18 protein-coding genes are annotated in these 18,409 nt (G+C 74.4%); 10 read left to right on the top strand and 8 right to left on the bottom strand.

The features are described 5' to 3' along the window. Window positions 1-19 precede the first annotated feature (19 nt). The 4 genes from ACFV0O_RS30405 to ACFV0O_RS30390 all read left to right on the top strand — a co-directional run bounded on the left by ACFV0O_RS30405 (window position 20) and on the right by ACFV0O_RS30390 (window position 3,136). A complete protein-coding gene (locus tag ACFV0O_RS30405; RefSeq protein ID WP_380346895.1) occupies window positions 20-775 on the top strand; it encodes a TetR/AcrR family transcriptional regulator C-terminal domain-containing protein in 756 nt (251 codons plus the stop codon). Continuing rightward, window positions 762-1,274, top strand: coding sequence for an isochorismatase family protein (locus tag ACFV0O_RS30400; protein ID WP_380346893.1), 513 nt, complete (start codon window positions 762-764; stop codon window positions 1,272-1,274). Before ACFV0O_RS30405 ends, ACFV0O_RS30400 begins: the two co-directional genes overlap by 14 nt. A gap of 182 nt (window positions 1,275-1,456) precedes the next feature. Continuing rightward, window positions 1,457-2,128 (top strand): HEAT repeat domain-containing protein, encoded by a 672-nt coding sequence (locus ACFV0O_RS30395; protein ID WP_380346892.1) that lies wholly within the window; start codon window positions 1,457-1,459, stop codon window positions 2,126-2,128. Between the two features lie 3 nt (window positions 2,129-2,131). Further along, window positions 2,132-3,136 (top strand): MerR family transcriptional regulator, encoded by a 1,005-nt coding sequence (locus ACFV0O_RS30390; protein WP_380346890.1) that lies wholly within the window; start codon window positions 2,132-2,134, stop codon window positions 3,134-3,136. A 10-nt stretch (window positions 3,137-3,146) separates the two neighbouring features. Here ACFV0O_RS30390 and ACFV0O_RS30385 read toward each other — a convergent pair whose 3' ends face one another. Then, the gene (locus ACFV0O_RS30385) at window positions 3,147-4,505 is read right to left on the bottom strand and encodes a cytochrome P450 (protein WP_380346888.1); all 1,359 of its coding nucleotides are present in this window, start codon (window positions 4,503-4,505) and stop codon (window positions 3,147-3,149) included. A gap of 450 nt (window positions 4,506-4,955) precedes the next feature. Here ACFV0O_RS30385 and ACFV0O_RS30380 point away from each other — a divergent pair, with 450 nt between their 5' ends. Next, on the top strand, window positions 4,956-5,585 hold the full coding sequence (locus tag ACFV0O_RS30380) for a hypothetical protein (RefSeq protein ID WP_380346887.1): 630 nt from the start codon (window positions 4,956-4,958) through the stop codon (window positions 5,583-5,585). Between the two features lie 48 nt (window positions 5,586-5,633). On the opposite strand, the gene murQ is transcribed toward ACFV0O_RS30380, so the two are convergent. Beyond that, entirely contained in the window at window positions 5,634-6,644 is a 1,011-nt protein-coding gene (murQ, locus tag ACFV0O_RS30375) for an N-acetylmuramic acid 6-phosphate etherase (RefSeq protein WP_380346886.1), read from the bottom strand. A 61-nt stretch (window positions 6,645-6,705) separates the two neighbouring features. Here murQ and ACFV0O_RS30370 point away from each other — a divergent pair, with 61 nt between their 5' ends. Further along, window positions 6,706-7,383, top strand: a complete 678-nt coding sequence (locus ACFV0O_RS30370; RefSeq protein WP_380346884.1) for an endonuclease — start codon at window positions 6,706-6,708, stop codon at window positions 7,381-7,383. A gap of 53 nt (window positions 7,384-7,436) precedes the next feature. Here ACFV0O_RS30370 and ACFV0O_RS30365 read toward each other — a convergent pair whose 3' ends face one another. Next, entirely contained in the window at window positions 7,437-8,117 is a 681-nt protein-coding gene (locus ACFV0O_RS30365) for a DUF6445 family protein (protein WP_360255563.1), read from the bottom strand. A 201-nt stretch (window positions 8,118-8,318) separates the two neighbouring features. After that, on the bottom strand, window positions 8,319-8,972 hold the full coding sequence (locus ACFV0O_RS30360; protein WP_380346882.1) for a TetR/AcrR family transcriptional regulator: 654 nt from the start codon (window positions 8,970-8,972) through the stop codon (window positions 8,319-8,321). Window positions 8,973-9,135: 163 nt separating this feature from the next. On the opposite strand from ACFV0O_RS30360, the gene ACFV0O_RS30355 reads away from it, so the two are divergent. Together ACFV0O_RS30355 and mca are read left to right on the top strand one after the other, a co-directional pair. Continuing rightward, window positions 9,136-10,590: an MDR family MFS transporter gene (locus ACFV0O_RS30355; RefSeq protein WP_380346880.1), complete on the top strand. Its 1,455-nt coding sequence runs from the start codon at window positions 9,136-9,138 to the stop codon at window positions 10,588-10,590. Between the two features lie 221 nt (window positions 10,591-10,811). Then, window positions 10,812-11,765, top strand: a complete 954-nt coding sequence (mca, locus tag ACFV0O_RS30350; protein WP_380346879.1) for a mycothiol conjugate amidase Mca — start codon at window positions 10,812-10,814, stop codon at window positions 11,763-11,765. A 45-nt stretch (window positions 11,766-11,810) separates the two neighbouring features. On the opposite strand, the gene ACFV0O_RS30345 is transcribed toward mca, so the two are convergent. Further along, window positions 11,811-12,611 (bottom strand): hypothetical protein, encoded by an 801-nt coding sequence (locus ACFV0O_RS30345; protein ID WP_380346878.1) that lies wholly within the window; start codon window positions 12,609-12,611, stop codon window positions 11,811-11,813. A gap of 299 nt (window positions 12,612-12,910) precedes the next feature. On the opposite strand from ACFV0O_RS30345, the gene ACFV0O_RS30340 reads away from it, so the two are divergent. Continuing rightward, window positions 12,911-13,507 (top strand): PaaI family thioesterase, encoded by a 597-nt coding sequence (locus ACFV0O_RS30340; protein ID WP_380346876.1) that lies wholly within the window; start codon window positions 12,911-12,913, stop codon window positions 13,505-13,507. Between the two features lie 93 nt (window positions 13,508-13,600). On the opposite strand, the gene ACFV0O_RS30335 is transcribed toward ACFV0O_RS30340, so the two are convergent. From ACFV0O_RS30335 to ACFV0O_RS30325, 3 genes are all read right to left on the bottom strand, one after another. After that, a complete protein-coding gene (locus ACFV0O_RS30335) occupies window positions 13,601-14,599 on the bottom strand; it encodes a YdcF family protein (protein WP_360255549.1) in 999 nt (332 codons plus the stop codon). 144 nt (window positions 14,600-14,743) lie between these two features. Further along, a complete protein-coding gene (gene pip, locus ACFV0O_RS30330) occupies window positions 14,744-15,697 on the bottom strand; it encodes a prolyl aminopeptidase (RefSeq protein WP_380346875.1) in 954 nt (317 codons plus the stop codon). A 90-nt stretch (window positions 15,698-15,787) separates the two neighbouring features. Then, window positions 15,788-16,570 (bottom strand): TetR/AcrR family transcriptional regulator, encoded by a 783-nt coding sequence (locus ACFV0O_RS30325; RefSeq protein WP_380346873.1) that lies wholly within the window; start codon window positions 16,568-16,570, stop codon window positions 15,788-15,790. A 126-nt stretch (window positions 16,571-16,696) separates the two neighbouring features. Between ACFV0O_RS30325 and ACFV0O_RS30320 the strand changes: the two genes are divergently transcribed. Beyond that, window positions 16,697-18,271: an MFS transporter gene (locus ACFV0O_RS30320; RefSeq protein WP_380346871.1), complete on the top strand. Its 1,575-nt coding sequence runs from the start codon at window positions 16,697-16,699 to the stop codon at window positions 18,269-18,271. Window positions 18,272-18,409: the final 138 nt, after the last annotated feature.

The raw sequence follows: 18,409 nt of genomic DNA, 5'->3' as shown, positions 1-18,409 counted from the left end.
TAACCGGGAGGCCGAACGGATGGCGCTGCAACGCGACGAGGTGGTGCGCACCGCGCTGCGCCTGCTGAACGAGGAGGGCATCGAAGGGCTGACCACCCGACGGCTCGCCCGCGAACTCGGCGTCCAGTCGCCGGCGCTGTACTGGCACTTCAAGAGCAAGCGGGAGCTGCTCGACCTGATGGCCGAGGCGATGCTCGCCGAGGCCCTCCCGCCGGACCGCGAGCCCGGCCCGGACCGCTGGCCGGAGTGGATCGCCGCCGACGCCCGGGCCAAGCGCCACGCCCTGCTCGCCTACCGCGACGGTGCCCGGGTGCACGCCGGCACCCTGCCCACCGAGGACGAACTCCCGGCCGTGGAGGCCCAGCTGAGCGCCCTCTGCACGGCCGGCCTGCGGCCGCGCACGGCCCTGCGGCTGCTGCTGACCGTCGACCGGTACGTCATGGGCTGGGTCACCGAGGAGCAGGCCTGGCAGCAGGACGCCGAGAGCCAGGAGCGGCCGCCGTTCCCGGACGATGCACTGCGCGGGCTGCCGCTGTTGCGCGAGGCGGCCGACGTGCTGCGGATGACCGACCACGACGCCGACTTCGAGTACGGGCTGCGCGTGCTGGTCGAGGGGTTCCGGGCGGAGATCGCCCGGGAGACGGGCGAGCGGGCTCCGGAGGGGGAGCCCGGTCCGGCGGGGGAGCCGGCTCCGGAGAGGGAAGCAGGGGCGGCGAGGGAAGCGAGGCCGGCCGGCGCGGAGGATGGGCTAGGTTGGCGCCATGACCGCCCTTGATCCCCGCAGCACGGCCCTGGTCCTGATCGACCTGATGGACCGGATCGTCGCCAACCCGCTCGCGCCGCACGCCGGTTCGGAGGTGGTCGCGACCTCGCTGGAGCTCGCCCGGACCTTCCGGGCCGCCGGGGCCCCGGTCGTCGCCGTTCGGGTCGAGCGGCCGAACGTCGCCGAGCAGCCGCCCGGGAGCGACCTGCTCGCGGAGGTCGAGGCGGTGGCCGACGAGATCGTGGTCAAGCGCACCATCGGCGCCTTCCAGGGCACCGGCCTGCACGAACTGCTCCGGGCACGGGGCGTGGAGACCCTGGTGTTCGCCGGGATCGCCACCAACCTCGGGGTGGAGTCGAGCGCCCGCGCCGCCGCCGACCACGGGTACGAGCTGGTGTTCGTCGAGGACGCGATGACCGGGCTCACGGCGGAGGAGCACCGGGCGGCGGTGGAGCTGGACTTCCCGCGCCTCGGCGAGGTCGTGGTGGCGGAGGACGTGCGGCTGGGCTAGGCGGTCGGCTTCGGGCCGTCGGGCCGTCGGGGGCCTGCCGGGACGTCGGGTCAGCGGGTCAGCGGGCCGTCGGGGGCCTGCCGGGACGTCGGGTCAGCGGGTCGGTGGGTCGGTGGGTCGGTGGCGGCGCTTGACCTTGACACCGTGACAAGGCCTTCACTGTGGCCGAGGAGGTGGTCCCGATGACCATGACGACGAAGGACACCGCCACGGTGCGAGCCCTTCGGGGCTTGGAGAACGACGACCCGTCCGTCCGGCTGCGGGCGGCGCTGGCGATCGGCACGGCCCCGGACCCGGGGTCCGTCGGAACGCTCGTCGAGCGGTGCGCGGTCGAACCCGACTTCTCCGTGCGCGAGATGCTCACGTGGGCGCTCACCCGCCACTCGGCGTCCGCGACGGTCCCGGTGCTGGTCGACGAAGTCCGCTCGGAGCGCGCGCAGGCGCGGAGCCAGGCCCTGCACACGCTGTCCAAGATCGGGGACCGGCGGGCGTGGCCGGTGGTCACGCCGGAGCTGCTGGCCGACGCCGACGAGGACGTGGCCCGCAGCGCCTGGCGGGCCGCGGTCGTGCTCGTACCCGACGGTGCGGAGCACCGGCTGGCCGTAGGGTTGGCGACGCAGCTCGGGCGCGGCGGGCGCGAGACGCGACTGAGCCTCAGCCGGGCGCTGATCGCGCTCGGGGAGGCGGCGGTGCCGGCCGTGGACGCCGCGGCGACGGATCCCGACCCCGGCGTGCGCGCGCACGCGGTCGCCACGGAACGGCTGCGGCGCGACCCGGACGCCGGATTCGAGCTCGCGGTCGAGGAGGCCAAGCGCGTCGCGGTCCTCGGCGGGCCGGGCCGGGAGGAGCGGTAGGCAGTGTTGATCGGTGACGTCGCCCAGCGGTCCGGGGTCAGCGCCCGCATGCTCAGGCACTACGAATCGCTCGGCCTGGTGCGGCCGTCGGGTCGCACCGGCTCGGGCTACCGGGAGTACTCCGAGGAGAACATCCGGCGGATCTTCCACATCGAGAGCCTGCGGTCGCTGGGCCTGTCGTTGAGTGACGTCGGGCGCGCGCTCGACGACCCCGGGTTCGCGCCCTCGGAACTCGTCGACGACCTCATCCGAAGGACGCTGGACCGCATGGCGGCCGAGACCGAACTGCTCACCCGGCTCCGGCGGATCGGCGCCGCCGGACCCGCCGGCTGGGAGGACGTCCTCCGGATCGTCTCGCTCCTCCAGGCGTTGCAGTCGACGAGCCCCGGGGCGCGGCAGCGCGCGGCCCTGTCCGCCGCGGACGACGTCGCCGTGCCGGTGGAGGCGTTGGCCGAGGCCGCGCTGAACGAGTCCGACCCGAACGTCTCCGGGGCGCTCCGCTGGGCCCTCGCGCAGGCGGGCGCCGACGCGCTGGCACCGCTCGCGGAGGGCCTCGGCTCACCCGTGGCCGAGGTGCGCGAACGCGCCGTCCGGTCCATCGCCGAGATCGCGGACGACGCGGCGACCGCACTGCTGCGGGACGCCCTCACCGGCCCCGACGCGGTGGTGCGGGGGTACGCGGCGCTGGCGCTCGGGGCCCGCGGCGTGACCGACGCCGTTCCCACGCTCATCGACATGGTCGACGGGGCGAGGAACGACGCCGACGCGGCCGACGCGCTCGGCGCGCTGGCGGCCGACCCCGCCGCGGCGGACCGGATCGCCACCGGGCTCGTCGACTGTCTCGCACGCGCCGCCCCCGGCTCCTCGGCACGCCGACGGCTGACCCAGGCCCTCGCGGACATCCCGGGGGCCACCGCGGCAGGTGCCCTCGCCGGTCTGACGCATGACGGGGACCCGGCCGTCGCGCTCACCGCGACCTACGTCCTGCGGCTGCGCGGGGCGCCGTGACGGACCTCGTTCAAGGGGCGTCCGCCGCGGTCCTCGGGCTCACCCGCATGCGGACGTCGTCGGCGGCCCGGAGGACGAAGCGGTCGACCGGGACCACCCGGTGGCCCGGCTCGGGCCGGAAGCGGAAGCGCTTGAGCAGGACGGCCAGCACCGACAGGGCCTCCACCGTCGCCAGACCGGCCCCCTCACAGCCGCGCGGGCCCACGCCGAACGGGATCCAGGCCAGCCTCGGGCGTCCCGCCGACTCCTCCGCGCCGAACCGCTCGGGCCGGAACCGCTCCGGCTCGGGCCAGTACGCGGGGTTCAGGTGGACGGCCCAGAACGGGTAGAAGACCACCGCCCCGGCGGGGACCACGTACCCGCCGACGGCCAGCGGCTCCGGGGTCAGCCGGGCGCCGTACGGGCCGGGCGGGCAGCGGCGCAGCGACTCCCGGAGCACCATCTCCAGGTAGGGCAGCCGGCGCAGGTCGGCGTAGTCCGGCGCGGCTCGGTCGCCGAGGACGCGGTCGAGTTCCCCGGCGACGCGGGCGGCCGCCTCCGGATGCCCACCGAGCAGGTGCAACGTCCAGGAGACGGCCACGCCCGTGGTGTGGTGGGCGGCCAGCATCACCGCGAGGACGGTGTCGCGGATCCTCGCGGGGGGCTCGCCGGCCTCGACGAGGGCGCCGACGAGGTCGCTGCGGTCGCCGGGGAGGCCCGGGCGGTGCGCCGCGATCACCCGGTCGACCGTCGCCCGCAGGTGGGCGAGCGCCCGAGCGGTCCGTTCGGCGTTCCGCGGCGGGGCTGTGCCGGCCCCGGGCGGCACCCGGTAGAGGCGCTCCAGGTGGTCGGTGAGGACCACGTCGAAGGCTTCGACCACACCGTCCGGGTCGTCGGGGCCGCCGTCCGGGCCGTCGGCGTCTCCGCCCAGCGCGAAGGCGCAGATCATCCGGAGGGACAGCCCGGTGAGCTCCCGCTGGAGTTCGATCGGCCGGTCGGCGGGCCGGGCGGCCCAGCGGTCGGCGAGTCCGGTCGCCAGGGCGGTGAAACGGGCGAAGTGCCGTTCGTGCGAGGGCCGTCCGGCCAGGACCGTGAGCAACAGCCGGCGCCACCGGGCGTGCTCCCCGGCCGGGAGTACCTGGAGGTTGCCCGCCTCGAACAGCGGGTCCAGGAAGGAGAACAGCCGCTCCGGCCGCTCGTCGAGGCGGACCGTCGCCTCCAGCAGCACCGGATCGGCGATCGACACGGCCGTCTCGGCACCGGGCAGTTGGAACCGTACGACGGGCCCGAACTCGGCGTGCAGCCACAGCTGGTAGGTGTGCAGTCCGCCCGCCCGCGCGATGGCGCCCACCCCGCCGTCCGGCTGGGGCTCGGGACCGGGGATGTTCATCGGACCTCCTCGTGACGACCGGTCGGATTCTGCCTGCCCGCCGGTCCCGCGGGTCGGTGCGGCCGGCGCGGGTCGCACGGTGTGCCCGGCGCCGACCGTCCGCCCGTGGTGCCCGACCGCCGTGTGGCGTCGGCCCGTTCGGGTCCGCTGCTCCCGCCCGGGTCGGGCGCGGCCGTTCCGGCGACATCACCCGCAGGGGTGTTCCGTCGTGATGCGCCGGCACCGCCCGGCCGTTCCGCTCGCGGGGTACGGGGGCGGTCCCTGGTGTTGCACCGGCACCGGCACCGGCATCGGCATCGGCGACGGCTTGGCCGTCCGCTCGGCCGCGGACGTCCGGTCCGTGCGGGTGCCTCCGGGGCCGGTGCGTCCGGGGCGGGTGCGTCCGGGGCGGGTGCGTCCGGGGCCGGTGCGGACATCCGCGGCTCCGGCGATCCTGCGAAGATCATCGGTGTGACCCGGATTCCCGTCGACCGCGGCGGCGACCACCCCTTCTCCGAGCTCGGCGATCCCGTGCTGGCCGTCGCCGACAAGCGCCGCGGCCTGCTCGCGGTGGCCGGCGCGGACGAATACGACGAGGCGAGGACGGTCGGCGTCTTCCACGTCACCGATCGGGCCAGGCGCCGCCGGCTGCTGCGTTCCGGGTACCCCGTGCACGCGATGGCCTTCCATCCGACGCGCCCGCTGCTCGCCGTGGGGACGGGCGACTACGACGGCGGCTACTTCTTCGAGGGCGAGCTCCTGCTCGTGGACCTGGAGACCGGCACCGTGCGCTCGCTGATCGAGCACGACCGTGGCCGACAGGTCCTCGGGGTCGAATGGCTGGACGACCGGGACGTGCGGGTCCTGATGGCCCCTCCCGATGACTGGAAGGACTCGAAGGCGCACCGGGAGGGCCATGTCGCGGTGGTGAGCCGCACGGACTGGTCCGCCGTCGGCGCCGGGACGCTCACCGGCCGTGACCTCGCGGGCCCGCGGGTGCCGGCACCGCGCCCCGACGGACGTGCGGCCGCGCGGAGGCTGGTCGCGGGGCTGACGGCACCGCAGAACCGGCGACACCACGCGAAGGGGAAGCGCGACTGAGACCGGGGGGAGGCGGGGGAGACGGGGGAGGAGGCGGACCGGTCCGGATCAGCCGGTCCGGGCGGCCCGCAGGGCCTCGCGCAGCCGGCCGTCGGCGGCCGTGAGGAGTCGGGAGGCGGTCGGGGCGTCCACATCGGCGAGCAGGAGCAGGACCGCGTCCTTGGCCCGTCCGCCGGTCGCGGTGAGGGCGCGGCGGACGGCCGCCTCGTCGGCGCCGGTGGCCTCGGCGACGATCCGCCGGGCGCGCTCGCGTAGCTTGGCGTTGGTGGCCCGGACGTCGACCATCAGGTTTCCGTACGTCCGGCCGAGGCGGACCATCACCGCCGTCGACAGCATGTTGAGCACCAGCTTCTGCGCCGTGCCCGCCTTGAGCCGGGTCGAGCCGGCCAGCACCTCGGGGCCCACCTCCACCTCGACGGCCAGGTCGGCGGCGGCCGCCAGTGCCGAACCGGGGTTGCAGGCCAGAGCGACGGTCAGCGCGCCGGTGGCCCGGGCGGCCCGCACCGCCGCCACCGCGTACGGGGTGCGGCCGGAGGCCGAGACCCCGACCAGGGTGTCGGCGGGTGTGAGGGCCAGTGCGGCCACGTCGGCCCCGGCGAGTTCGGGGCGGTCCTCGGCGCCCTCGACGGCCTCCGTCACGGCCGTCCGGCCGCCCGCGATCAGGGCCACGACGAGTGCCGGATCGGTGCCGAAGGTCGGTGGGCACTCGGCCGCGTCCAGCACCCCGAGGCGGCCGGCCGTGCCCGCCCCGGCGTAGACCAGCCGCCCGCCACCCGCCAGCCGGCCTGCCACCGCGTCGACCACGGCGGCGATCCGCTCCACCTGGGCGGCGACGGCCGCCGGGACAGTGCGGTCCTCGGCGTTCATCAGGCGGAGCAGGTCGACGGTGGGCAACTCGTCGATGGCGGCCCAGTCGGGGCGGATCGCCTCGGTGGGCGCCTCGGTGGGTGGCGCGGAGGGCGGGCCGGGGTGGCCGGGGTGGCCGGTCTCGGGCCCCGGGGCGGTCGGCGGGGCGGTCGGCCGGTGTGTGCGGTCGTGGGCCGCGGTGTCCTGGTCCATGCGGCGAAGCGTCCCCCGGTGCGCCGGGCCCGAATCGGGGCAAGCGTGGAGGCAGGAGGTGATGGCCGTGGGCACGACCGTTTCCGAGCTGTTGGACCGGTTCGGCCGCACCTATGCGGAGGAGGCCGGGATCACGCTGCGCGACGAGCCCTCACCGCTCTACCGGCTGCTCGTGCTGACGGTCCTCTGCTCGGCCCGAATCAGCGCCGGCACCGCCACCGCGGCGGCCCGTGAGCTGTCGGCCGCCGATCTGCGGACACCGCGCGCGATGGCCGGCGCCCGGCGTGGCACGCTCGTCGCGGCACTCGGCCGGGCCCACTACGTGCGCTACGACGAGAGCACCGCCACCGCACTGGTCCGGGGCGCCGAACTGCTGCTCGACCGCTGGAACGGCGATCTGCGGCGGCTGCGGGAGGAGGCCGACGGCGAGCCCGAACGGATCGGCGGGCTGCTGCGGGAGTTCCCCCGGATCGGGCCGGTCGGGGCCGGGATCTTCCGGCGCGAAGCGCAGGCGGTCTGGCCGTCGCTGCGGCCGTACTTCGACGAGCGGGTGCTGGCGCGGGCCCGGGCGCTCGGGCTGCCGGGGAGTCCGGCGGGCCTGGCGGGGCTGGTCGGGGCGGAGGATCTGGCCCGGCTGGCGGCGGCGCTGACGCGGGCGGGACCGGCGCACGTCGGGGCCGCCCGAGCCGGAATGTCAGGGCGTCGGGCCGTCGCTCGGCGTCGGGCTGTCGGTCGGTGAGGGGCCGGCCGACGATGAGGGACCGTCGGCCGGCGTCGGGCCGTCCGACGGGGTCAGGCCATCCAGAAGAACACCGCCGTCATCCGGCGGTCCGCCAGTTCGTCGCCGTAGTACGTGGTGGCGCTGTGGATCAGATTGGCGTGGTAGAGCAGCAGTTGGTTGTAGCGGTTGGGGACGCGGACGTCCTCGACGAAGTGGTCGGCGGGCACGCGGCGGGTGCCGAGCGCCTCGACCAGGTTGGTGTGCGGGGCGTCGACCAGATTGCCGCCGAGGCGGCCGCCGGGGAACTGCTGGCGGTAGAAGCTGGTGCCGGCGTCCTTGGGCGCGCCGGGGCTGAGGTAGAGCACGGCGGCGTAGCGGCAGAGCGCGCGGGAGTCGGTGTGCGGGCGGGACTCGGACTCTCCGGCGCCGACGACCTGGACGCAGTTGTGATTGAGCGTGCCACCGCCCGGGGTGCTCTGCACCCAGAGCCGGGAGGCGCCGGTGGCCTTGCGGACCAAGGCCTCGACCCGGGTCAGCTCGTCGGGCTCCAGGCCCGGCATGGTGCGCAGGCCGGGCCAGGTCTCGGGGCGGTGCGGGTAGCCCTCGGTCCACTCGCCGCGGGCCAGGCAGCGCTCGCGGACGGCGTCCGGGTCGGACAGGACGTCGTTCAGGACCCAGTAGTCCCGGCCCCGGGTGGGCTTGCGGTACGGCAGGACCGGCAGCGTGGTGGGCCTGATGGGCTGTGAGGGCATGGGCCGACGATAGAGGCGGTGATCGTCAACCTTCTGCCGTGAGCAGGTCAACTTTTCGTCAAGGGTGCTCCGGGTCGGGTGAGCCGCTCGGCCCCTGTCCGGTGCTGGGCGCCGGGCTCACCGTCGGTTCATCGCCGGGCCCAGGGTCAGGCTCACCGTCGGTTCATCGCCGGGCCCAGGGTGTCAGGCTCACCGCTGGGCTCACTGCCGGGCCTCGCGCACGGCGAAGCCACCCAGTGCGCCCTCCAGTCGGCCGTAGGCGTGGACGGCGGACGGGCGGACCGCGGCGGCGATCGCGGCCTGCTCCTCGCCGGCCAGGGTGCGGCGCAGAACCTCGCCGAACACCGCCCGGTCGACGGCGGCGAGCAGTGCGGCGGCGACCCGGCTCTCGAAGCCGACGGGTCTCTCGTGCACGGCCTCGGCGAGCGCCTCGGCGAGCGCGGTCTCGCTCTGCTCGTGCACCTCGCGCAGCCGGGCGACCAGGGCCGGGCTGTCGAAGACCGTACGGGCGAAGGCGGGGCCGGAGAAGCCGAGCCGGGGGTCGTGCCGGTCGAGTCTGGCCAGGCAGTCGCGACGCAGCGCGGCGAGGGCGGACTCGCCCGGCACGCGCTCGGCGACGACCCGGGCGAGCCGGTCGACGAGCTCCTCGTGCAGGTCGAAGAAGAGGTCCTCCTTGCGCGGGAAGTGGTTGGTGACGGTCATCTTGGCGACGCCTGCGGCGGCCGCGACCTCGGCGATCGTCGTCCGGTCGAAGCCCTGCTCGATGAAGAGCCTGGTGGCGGCGTGCGAGATCGCCTCGCGGGTGCGGCGCTTGTTGAGCTCGCGGAGGTTCGGCGGTGTCCCGGTCTCGGTCATGGCGGGAGCCTAGCGCAGCTCGCTGGGTCGAGCACAGTAATTAGGCTTGACCCAGAGACTGGGTCCGTCCTAAGTTCTTCTCGGGCGGCCGAGGAGGTCGCCGGGGTGGCCGCCGGATGGCACGGGGGCGACTCGACCGAGGCACGTCTCAGGGGAGGGGCGCATGAGCACACCAGTCACGGCGGAGGGCCGGCGAGGGGGAGTCCGGGGGGAGGGCGAGCAGTCGGAGCCGATTCCGCCGGGCCTGTGGAAGATGGGCGCGGTGCTCGCGCTGGGTCCGGTCCTGGCACTGCTGGACACGACGATCGTCAACGTCGGCATCGACTCCGTCGGCCGCGACCTGCACAGCTCGATCGCGGCGGTGCAGTGGGTGGCCACGGGGTACCTGCTGGCGATCTCGCTGACCATGCCGCTCTCCGGCTGGGCCGCGGGCCGCTTCGGGGCCCGGCGGGCGTGGCTCGCCTCGGTCGTCCTGTTCGTCCTCGGATCGGCGCTGTGCGGCCTGGCCTGGTCGACGGGCAGTCTGATCGCCTTCCGAGTGCTGCAGGGAATCGGCGGCGGGATGATTCAACCGCTCGGCCAGACCATCATCATACAAGCGGCCGGTCCGTCCCGGATCGGGCGGGTGATGGGCACCCTGATGCTCCCGATCAGCCTGGCCCCGGTCCTGGGGCCCATCCTCGGCGGGCTGGTGCTGGAGCACCTCGACTGGCGCTGGATGTTCCTGCTGAACGTGCCGGTCGGCCTGCTGACCCTGCTGCTGGCGGCCCGTTGGCTGCCCTCCGACGAGGCGTCCGACGCACCGAAACCCCGGCTGGACGTGACGGGCCTGGCGCTGCTCTCACCCGGCTTGACCGGCCTGGTCTACGGGCTCTCGACGGTCGGTGACGGCGGAACGGCCGGCTTGGTCGCCCTGGTGGCGGGCGCGGTGCTGGTGGTGGCCTACGGCTGGTACGCGCTGCGGGTGGGGCGCGATGGGGTCCGGGCGCCGCTGATCGACCTACGGCTGTTCGCCCGGCGCGGTTTCAGCGTGGCGACGGCGAACAGCTTCCTGCAGGGGGCCGCGCTCTACAGCTCGATGTTCCTGGTCCCGCTCTACTACCAGCAGGTGAAGCACGCCGGGGCGGTGGAGGCCGGCCTGCTGCTGGCACCGCAGGCCCTCGGTACGGCGGTCACCGCGATGCTGGCCGCCCGCATCACGGACCGCGTCGCGCCGCGCCCGCTCATCATGATCGGCATCGCCTGCTCCCTGGCCGGCACACTCGCGTTCACCCGGCTGGGCAGCGGTTCCGAACCGGCCGCCTGGCTGATCGCCGGCTCGCTGGCGCTGCGCGGCGCGGGCATGGGGATCATCGCGATACCCGGCCTGGCGGCGGTGTACGGGAGCGTCGAGAAGGCCCAGGTGCCGGCGGCGGCCGGTGCGGTCAACGTCCTGAACCGGGTCGGCGGGGCGCTCGGCACGGCGGTGCTGACCCTGGCCCTCCAGCAGGCGCAGAGCGGTCACCAGGACCGGCCGGGCGCGGCCTTCGGGGAGACATTCTGGTGGGTGCTGGCCCTCTCGGCGATGGCGATCGCGCCGGCCTGGCTCTATCCGAACACCCGCAAGGAGGCCACCTGAGCGGCCGTCAGCCCGGCCGTTAGCCCGGCCGCCGAACGGCTCTCGACCGCGGCTCTCGGCCCCGGCGGCTTCCGACCGGAGGCTCTCGACCGGCGGTGCGCGACTCCGGCGGTGCTCGGCGTCGGCGCTTCTCGACCGGCTGTTCCGCAGCCGGTCCCGCGAACGGCAGAACTCTCGACCGACGTTTGACCGACTTTCGATTGACTCCCACGGAGACCCCCATGTTCACCAAGCACCCCGGCGGCCTGCGCCTGCTCAGCGTGCACGCGCACCCCGACGACGAGTCCAGCAAGGGCGCGGCCACGCTCGTCCGGTACGCCACCGAGGGAGTGGAGGTCCTGGTCGCCACCTGTACCGGCGGTGAGCGAGGTTCGGTGCTCAACCCGGCGTTGGACCGTCCCGAGGTCCGGGCCGACATCGCCCGGATCCGGCGCGAGGAGATGACGGCCGCCCGGGAGATCCTCGGGGTGCGTCAGCGGTTCCTCGGCTTCGTCGACTCCGGCATGCCGGGGCCGGACGAGCCGCTGCCGGAAGGCTGCTTCGCCGCACAGCCGGTCGAGGTCGCGGCGGCGCCGCTGGTCGCGCTGATCCGCGAGTTCCGCCCGCACGTGGTCATCACCTACGACGAGACCGGCGGGTACCCGCACCCCGACCACGTGATGACCCACCGGGTCGCCGTGGCCGCCTTCGAAGCCGCCGCCGACCCGGCGCGCCACCCGGGGACGGGCGAGCCCTGGCAGGCGTCCAAGCTCTACTACCACCTGGCGCTCTCCCGGGCCTGGTTCCAGACCCTGCACGACGCCATGACGGAGCGCGGTGTTCCGTCGGCCATGGGCGAACTGCTGGCCGAGTGGCCCGATGTGCCGCCAGCCCTGCCGACCACCACCCGGATCGCGTGCGCCGAGCACTTCGCCGTTCGGGACGCGGCGATGCTGGCGCACGCCACCCAGGTCGCACCCGGAACCGCGTTCATGGCCCACCCCCGGGACATCGAGCGGGAGGTCTGGCCGACCGAGGACTACCACCTGGCCCGGAGCCTGGTACCCGTCGCTGCCGGTGCGGTCGGTGGGGCTACCGGTGGTGCGACCGGTGGGACGGCCCCGGCCGGCGCGGTCGAGAGCGACCTGTTCGCCGGGCTCCGGGAGGACCAGGGGGGCTCGGCCGTGTCCTCCTGACCATCTGTCGTGCCGCCCTGCGAAACGCTGCTCGCCCGAAGGGCGTCAGCGCGGCGGATGGCGGTGGTGATCACCACGCAGGACGAGGGCGGGCGCATCGGGGTCGTAGGCTCCGCAGGCGGTGGCGGACCAGACCGACCACTGCTGCGGCACGGTGTAGTAGGGCACCAGGTGCGGCCCGCTGCCCCGGTCGGTGGCCCCGGCGGGAAGCAACGCCGGAAGCACGTCCGGGGTCTGGCCCGCCAGGATGGCGTTGCGGCAGGACCGGCAGGCCGGACGCCGGTCCGCGGCGGCCTCCCGGGCACCGTGGGTGGGGCGCTGGCGCTGCTTCTTCCCGGGCCGGGGGGCGGTGGCGGCGGGGAGGGCCGGGCCGTGCAAAGGGTTGTAGAAGCAGCGGACGGTCGGCTGCTCGGGGCGGTGCCCCGCCAGCAGGGCGTGGGCGGCGGCGAGCCGCTCGACGGCCTGTTCTGCCAGCACGACCGCGGCCGCGAGGCCGGGGAGGTCGGTGTGGGGGTCCTCGGCCTGCTCCAGCAGCCGCCCGGCGGCCTCGAACGTCTCCAGGGCCCACAGGTACCCGGCGCGTGCGGCGGACTGCGTGGAGCCGGTGGTCTCCTCGGCGGAAAGCCGTAGTTCGGCGGCCCGGAAGAGTTCGCCCGCGGCGGTCACCCGCTGCGCGGCGAGCCGTGCGAGCCGGTCGCGGAGCACCTCCCACTCGCCCAGCACCAGCTCCCGCCGCTCCCGCTCGGCGCGCTGCCGCTCGGCCCGCGTACGCCTCGGGCCACGCCGATCGGTCTGCTCCTGCGGAACCGTCAGCAGTCTGACGAACCACCAGCGGCGAAACACCATGCCTCCGACACACCACCACGGGCCGACACCCTGACCAGGACCAACGGGATCATTCTGCGCCCGCCGCTCCGAACGGGTGACACCGGCCCGGTTCCGATCCGCAGGACTCGCCCTGGCGACCATCCTCAGGGCCGCACAAGGGCCGTACAAGAGCCGAGCGAGGCGGTGTGATTGTGGGGGCGAGTGTTCGGCCCGTCGAGAAGGTTGCGGGGAGCCGGGGCGGGGAGGCCGGCAGCGGTTGCCCTGCCGTACCGCGGAAGGCACTTGAGACGGATCACCGAACCGGGCAGGTTGATCCCATGACGACTTCAGAGATCGACTCCGACAAGCCGCAGCAGAAGCCGCAGCAGAAGCCGCAGCAGAAGCCGCAGCAGAAGCCGCAGCACCCGTCCGACCGGGAACTGCGCACCCGGACCCACACCTGGACGGCCGGTCCGCCGATCGCCGAGTACTCCCACCTGACCGGGGAGGAGATCCTGCTGGAGTGGATCGCCGGGCGGATCCCGGAGCCCTCGATCTGCAGCACCATGGGCTTCCACCTCACCGAGGTGAAGCCGGGCACGGCGGTGTTCGAGGGCCACTTCGGCGACCACCTCCACAACCCGATGAACACCGTGCACGGCGGCTACCTGGCCACTCTGCTGGACTCGGCGCTCGGCTGCGCCGTGCTGAGCAGGCTGTCGGCCGGCCTCGGTTACACGACCACCCAGCTGAACGTGCACATGCTGCGCCCGTTGTTCGCGGACTCGGCGCCGGTGCGCTGCGAGGCCGAGGTGCTGCACCTGGGCCGGACGATGGCGACCGCCGAGGCCAGAGTGATCGGTGTGGAGAACGGAAAGCTCTACGCGCACGCCACCACCACCTGCGCGATCCTGGCGCCCCGGCCCGCGGCCTGACGGGTCGACGTCCCGAGCGGGCGGAACGACCTGGTCCCGGCCGCCGAGGCTGCCGGGACCAGGCCCGAGGAAGGTCCCGGACGTCGGGGGCGCTCAGAGCGCCGCGAGCACCCCGCAGAGCGCGAGGAGGCCGCAGATCCCGAAGTTGACGAGCTTGTGCGAGAGGAACACCGCCGCGAACTCGCGGATGGTCGCGCTCGGCCAGTAGTACCGCGCGGTGGGCGAGCCGAGGACGTGCCCGTTCACTCCGGTCTTGCGGGCGAGCAGCGCCGCCCGGAAGGCGTGGAAGTCGTTGGTGACCACGACGCAGCGGTAGTCGGGCTTGGCCCGCTCCATGATGGCCTTGCTGAAGAGCAGGTTCTCCTCGGTGGTGCGCGAGCGGTCCTCCCGCTCCAGCTGCCCGGCAGGGAAGCCGCGTTCGGCCAGGTAGTCGGCCATCGCGTGGGACTCCGGCAGCTTCTCGTCCGGCCCCTGACCGCCTGAGGTGATCAGCACCGGGGGGTTGCCGCGTGCGGCCTGCTTCTCGTACGCCTGGCGGCCCCGCTCCAGTCGGCTGGCCAGCAGCGGCGGGACGCGTTCGCCGCCGATCAGCCCGGAGCCGAGCACGACCACGAAGTCGACGTTCCGGCGCGGTCGGTGGCGGCTGTAGAGGAAGGCGTAGCCGACGAAGCAGACGAACAGGAACGAGACGTAGAGGACGACCAGGACGGCGGTGCCCGCCAGCACGGCCAGCGACTTGGAGCCGGTGACGAGGGCGGCGAGCAGCAGCCCGATCACGCCGAGCATGCCCGATCCGGCGAGCAGGGACAGCAGGTTGGCGGGCCGGGTGCCCTCCTTGCGGATCATGGTGATGCCGTTGGAGATCAGGAACCAGATCAGGGCCACCGTGCCGAGGGCCGGCAGCAGGATGATCGCCACCGCGACGACCTCCACCACGAGAGTGGGGGCCTTGCGGAGTCCGGCGAGCAGAGCCAGCAGGAGGAGTGAGACGGCGATGCCGAGGAGGACGGCGTTGCTGAACTGACGGCGGTCGCGCAGTACCCCGATTCCGAACAACAGGAAGAACAGCGCGGCCGGGGCGTAGGCGATCATGCGTCGTATCGTAGGGGTTCATCGGAATGGGCCAGGGGTGACGGATGGCCGGGACCTCTAGGCCGGTACCGGCGCCCCCGACGTCCACGCCGCCCCCGACTCGCGCTTCGCCTCTCGCGCTTCGCCCCGGCCGGTCCCGGATGGTCAGGCGAACCGCTCGATCGCGGCCAGGACCGCCTCCGTCATCCGCGGGCTCCCGGTGTGCCCGGATTCGTCGATGACCGTCAGTCGGGCGTCCGGCCAGGCCTTGGCCAGCTTCCAGGGGATGCCGAGGGGGGCGCCGAGGTCCAGCCGCCCGTGGATGAGCTCGGCCGGGATCCCGGCCAACAGCCCGGCGTCGCGGAGCAGTTGACCGTCAGTCAGGAAGGCCCGGTGGGAGAAGTAGTGTGCGGTGATCCGGGTGAAGGCCATGAGGGCGTCGGAGGGTCGGTCGCTGTAGGCGTTCGGCTTGCCCAGGGCCTCGTGCGCGATGACCGCGTCCTCCCAGGTGGCCCAGGCGTTGGCGGCGGCCCGTCGGACCGTCTCGTCGGAGTCGTCGAGCAGCCGGCTGTAGGCGGTGAGGAGGTCGCCGTCCCGGTCGGCGGCCGGCAGGAAGTCCCGGAAGTCCTCCCAAGGTCCGGGGATCAGTCGGCCGACGCCCCGGTAGAGCCAGTCGAGTTCGTCGGCGTCGGTCATGGTGACCCCGCAGATCACGATCCCGGAGACCCGCTCCGGGTGTGCCTGCGCGTACGCGAGGATCAGCGTGGAGCCCCACGAGCCGCCGTACAGCAGCCACTTGTCGATGCCGAGGTGTTCGCGCAGCCGCTCCATGTCGGCGATCAGGTGCGCGGTGGTGTTGTGCTCCATCCGGGTCGACGGGTCGGCGGCGTGCGGGAGGCTCTGCCCGCAGCCGCGCTGGTCGAACTGGACGACGCGGTAGCGCTCCGGGTCGAAGTACCGCCGGGAGCCCGGGCTGTGGCCGGATCCGGGCCCGCCGTGCACCACCGCGGCCGGGGTGCCCGCCGGGTTCCCGGAGGCGTTCCAATACATCCGTTGCCCGTCACCGACGTCCAACAGGCCCTGGGCGTACGGCTCGTAGAGGGGGTAGGTGGCGGGCATCGGTGACTCCTCCGTGGTCGTACGGACGGGGGTGCCCGGTGAGCCTACCCCGGGGCCGGGCGCCGCCGTACGGCCTGTCGAGCCGCCGGATCAGCGCCGCTCCGGCGGGAGCAGCGTGGCGAGCCCGTCGAGGATGCGCTCCACGCAGAACTCGAAGCGGACGTCGAGATCGGGTTCGGTGAGGTCGGCGGCGAGCTCGACCAGGTTGGGGAAGGTCTCGACGGGCAGGGCGCGGAAGCGGTCGCGGACCTCGCCGACGACCTCCAGCCGACTGGCGCCGTCGGCCTCGGCGGCCGACAGGGGTGACTGCTCCTGGAGGACGAAGCCCTGCACGAAGGAGCTCAGCAGGTAGGTGGTCAGGGCGGCGTGGGCGTCGGAGAAGCCGGCCTCCCGCAGCCGGTCCAGTTGGTCCTCCAGCAGTCCGAACAGGTGGGGGCCCGGGGCGAGGCGGCCGGCGACGACCTTCGCGGCGTCGCGGTTGTCGTGCAGGAGGCTGCGGTAGCGCCAGCAGTAGCCGCGCAGCTGTACCCGCCAGTCGCCCTCGCGCGGCGGGGGTTCGGCCGACGCCATGATCGCGTCGTTGAGCAGGTCGAGCAGCTCTTCCTTGTTGCGGACGTGCCAGTACAGCGAGGCCGCCTTGACGCCGACCTCGGTGGCGACCTTGCGCATCGACAGTCCGGCCAGGCCGTCCCGTTCCAGGACCCGGAGGGCCGCCCGGGCGAGGGCGTCCCTGGTCAGGGCGGGGGCCTGGGCCGGCTTTCCGGGCCCAGCGGCCGCCTTTCCCGGTCCGGCGGTCCCGCCCCCCGGTCCGGCCGTCCCGTTTCCGGCCCCCGCTGTTCCGTTCCCCGGCGTGGTCGTGTCGTTCTCCGGCATGGCTGTGCGGACGCCTCCAGCGCTGTCGTGGAAATTCCCGCTTGCAATCTAACACCGTTAGGGGCACTCTGTGGCTGCCGAACCAATCCCTAACAGTGTTAGATGCTCATCTCCGGGAGGGGATCCATGGACGGGTCGAGTGCCCGCCGACGGCGGCTCGCGCTGCTCACGCTCTGCGTCACCATGTTCATGTCCATGCTGGACAACGTCATCGTCAACAACGCCCTGCCCCGGATCGGGCAGGACCTGCACGCAGGGATCAGCGGCCTGCAGTGGATCGCCGAGGGCTACAGCCTCGTCTACGCCGCCCTCCTGCTGACCGGCGGCACGCTCGGCGACCGCTACGGCCGTACCCGGGTGTTCCGGCTCGGTCTCGCCCTGTTCACGGCGGGCTCCGCCGTCGCCGCCCTCGCCGGGACGATCGGGGTGCTGGTCGGCGCCCGGATGCTGCAGGGCGTCGGGGCGGCCCTGCTCACCCCCGGCAGTCTCGCCCTGCTGCGGCACGTCTTCACCGACGAGCGCGAGCGGGCCGGCGCCGTCGCCACGTGGTCCGGGGTCTCCGCGCTCGGCCTCTCGGTGGGCCCCGTGGTCGGCGGCCCGATGGTCGAGCACCTCGGCTGGGCCAGCGTGTTCTGGATCAACGTGCCGATCGGGGCCGTCGGGCTGCTGCTCGCCGCCCGCGTCCTGCCGGACATCCCGCCGCGCCCGCGCCGCATCGACCTCGGTGGCCTCGCACTGTCCGCCACCGGGCTGACCCTGCTGGTCCACGCCCTGGTCGAGGGTCCGTCCTGGGGCTGGACGGACGCCCGGGTGCTCGGCGGCGGCGCGGCGGCCGCCGTTCTGCTGCTCGCCTTCCTGGTGCTCGAACTGCGCCTCGCGGAGCCGATGCTGGAGCTGCGGCTGTTCCGGGACGGCGCACTGGCCGGTGCGCTGCTCAGCGGGTTCATGGTCAGCTTCGGGATGTTCGGCGCCCTGTTCTTCCTGCCGCTGATGATGCAGGGCACCCTCGGGTGGTCACCGGCCGCCGCGGGCTACGCCGGACTGCCGATGACCGCGATGCTGGTGGTCGCCGCGCCGCTGTCCGGCCGGCTGACCGCCCGTCACGGCCCGCGGCCGCCGCTGGTGCTCGGCCTGGCGCTGTGCGCGGCGGGTCTCGGCGGGCTGGCGCTGTACGGCGACCACGCCCGCTACCCGGAATACCTGTGGACGCTGTTCGCGATGGGCCTCGGGATGGGGCTGACCTTCACCCCGGTGTCGATCGCCGTGATGATGCGGGTCCCCCCGGAACGAACCGGGATGGCCTCGGCCGCCGTCAACACGCTGCGCGAACTCGGCGGCGTGCTCGGGATCGCCGTGCTGGGCGCCGTGCTGACCGACCGGCTGACCGGTTCCCTGACGGCCGCCCTGGACCGGCTCGGCGTCCCGCCGGACGTGGTCGGCCCGGTCGCGGACGCGCCCACCGGCGCGCTGCACGGGGGCGGACCGGGAACGGCGGCCCTGCCCGGCCCCGTCCGGGACGCCGTGGACGGGGCGTTCATCGACGGCATCCACCTCGCCGTGCTGTGCGGGGCGGCCGCGCTCGCCGTCACCGCCGTGCTGGTCGCCGTCCTGCTCGGCCGGGCCCGACCGGTCGTCCCGGCCGGTGCCGCCGCCGGGCGGCGGCCGCACCCGGCGGAGCCGGCCGGATCCCGGCGGGCCTGACGGGCCGGGGTTGACGGGCCGGGCCTGACCGGCCGGGGTCGACCGGGCCGGGCGGGGCGGGGGGGGGGGGGGGGGGGGGGGGGGGTCCCGGGGGGGCGGGGGGGGGGGGGGGGCGCGGGGGGGGGGGGGGGGGGCGCC

Origin of the sequence: Kitasatospora sp. NPDC059577 (genome assembly GCF_042735475.1) — a bacterium.
Classification (GTDB): domain Bacteria; phylum Actinomycetota; class Actinomycetes; order Streptomycetales; family Streptomycetaceae; genus Kitasatospora.
Note: the sequence above shows the minus strand (reverse complement) of the source record. Positions and strands in the feature narration are given on the sequence as shown.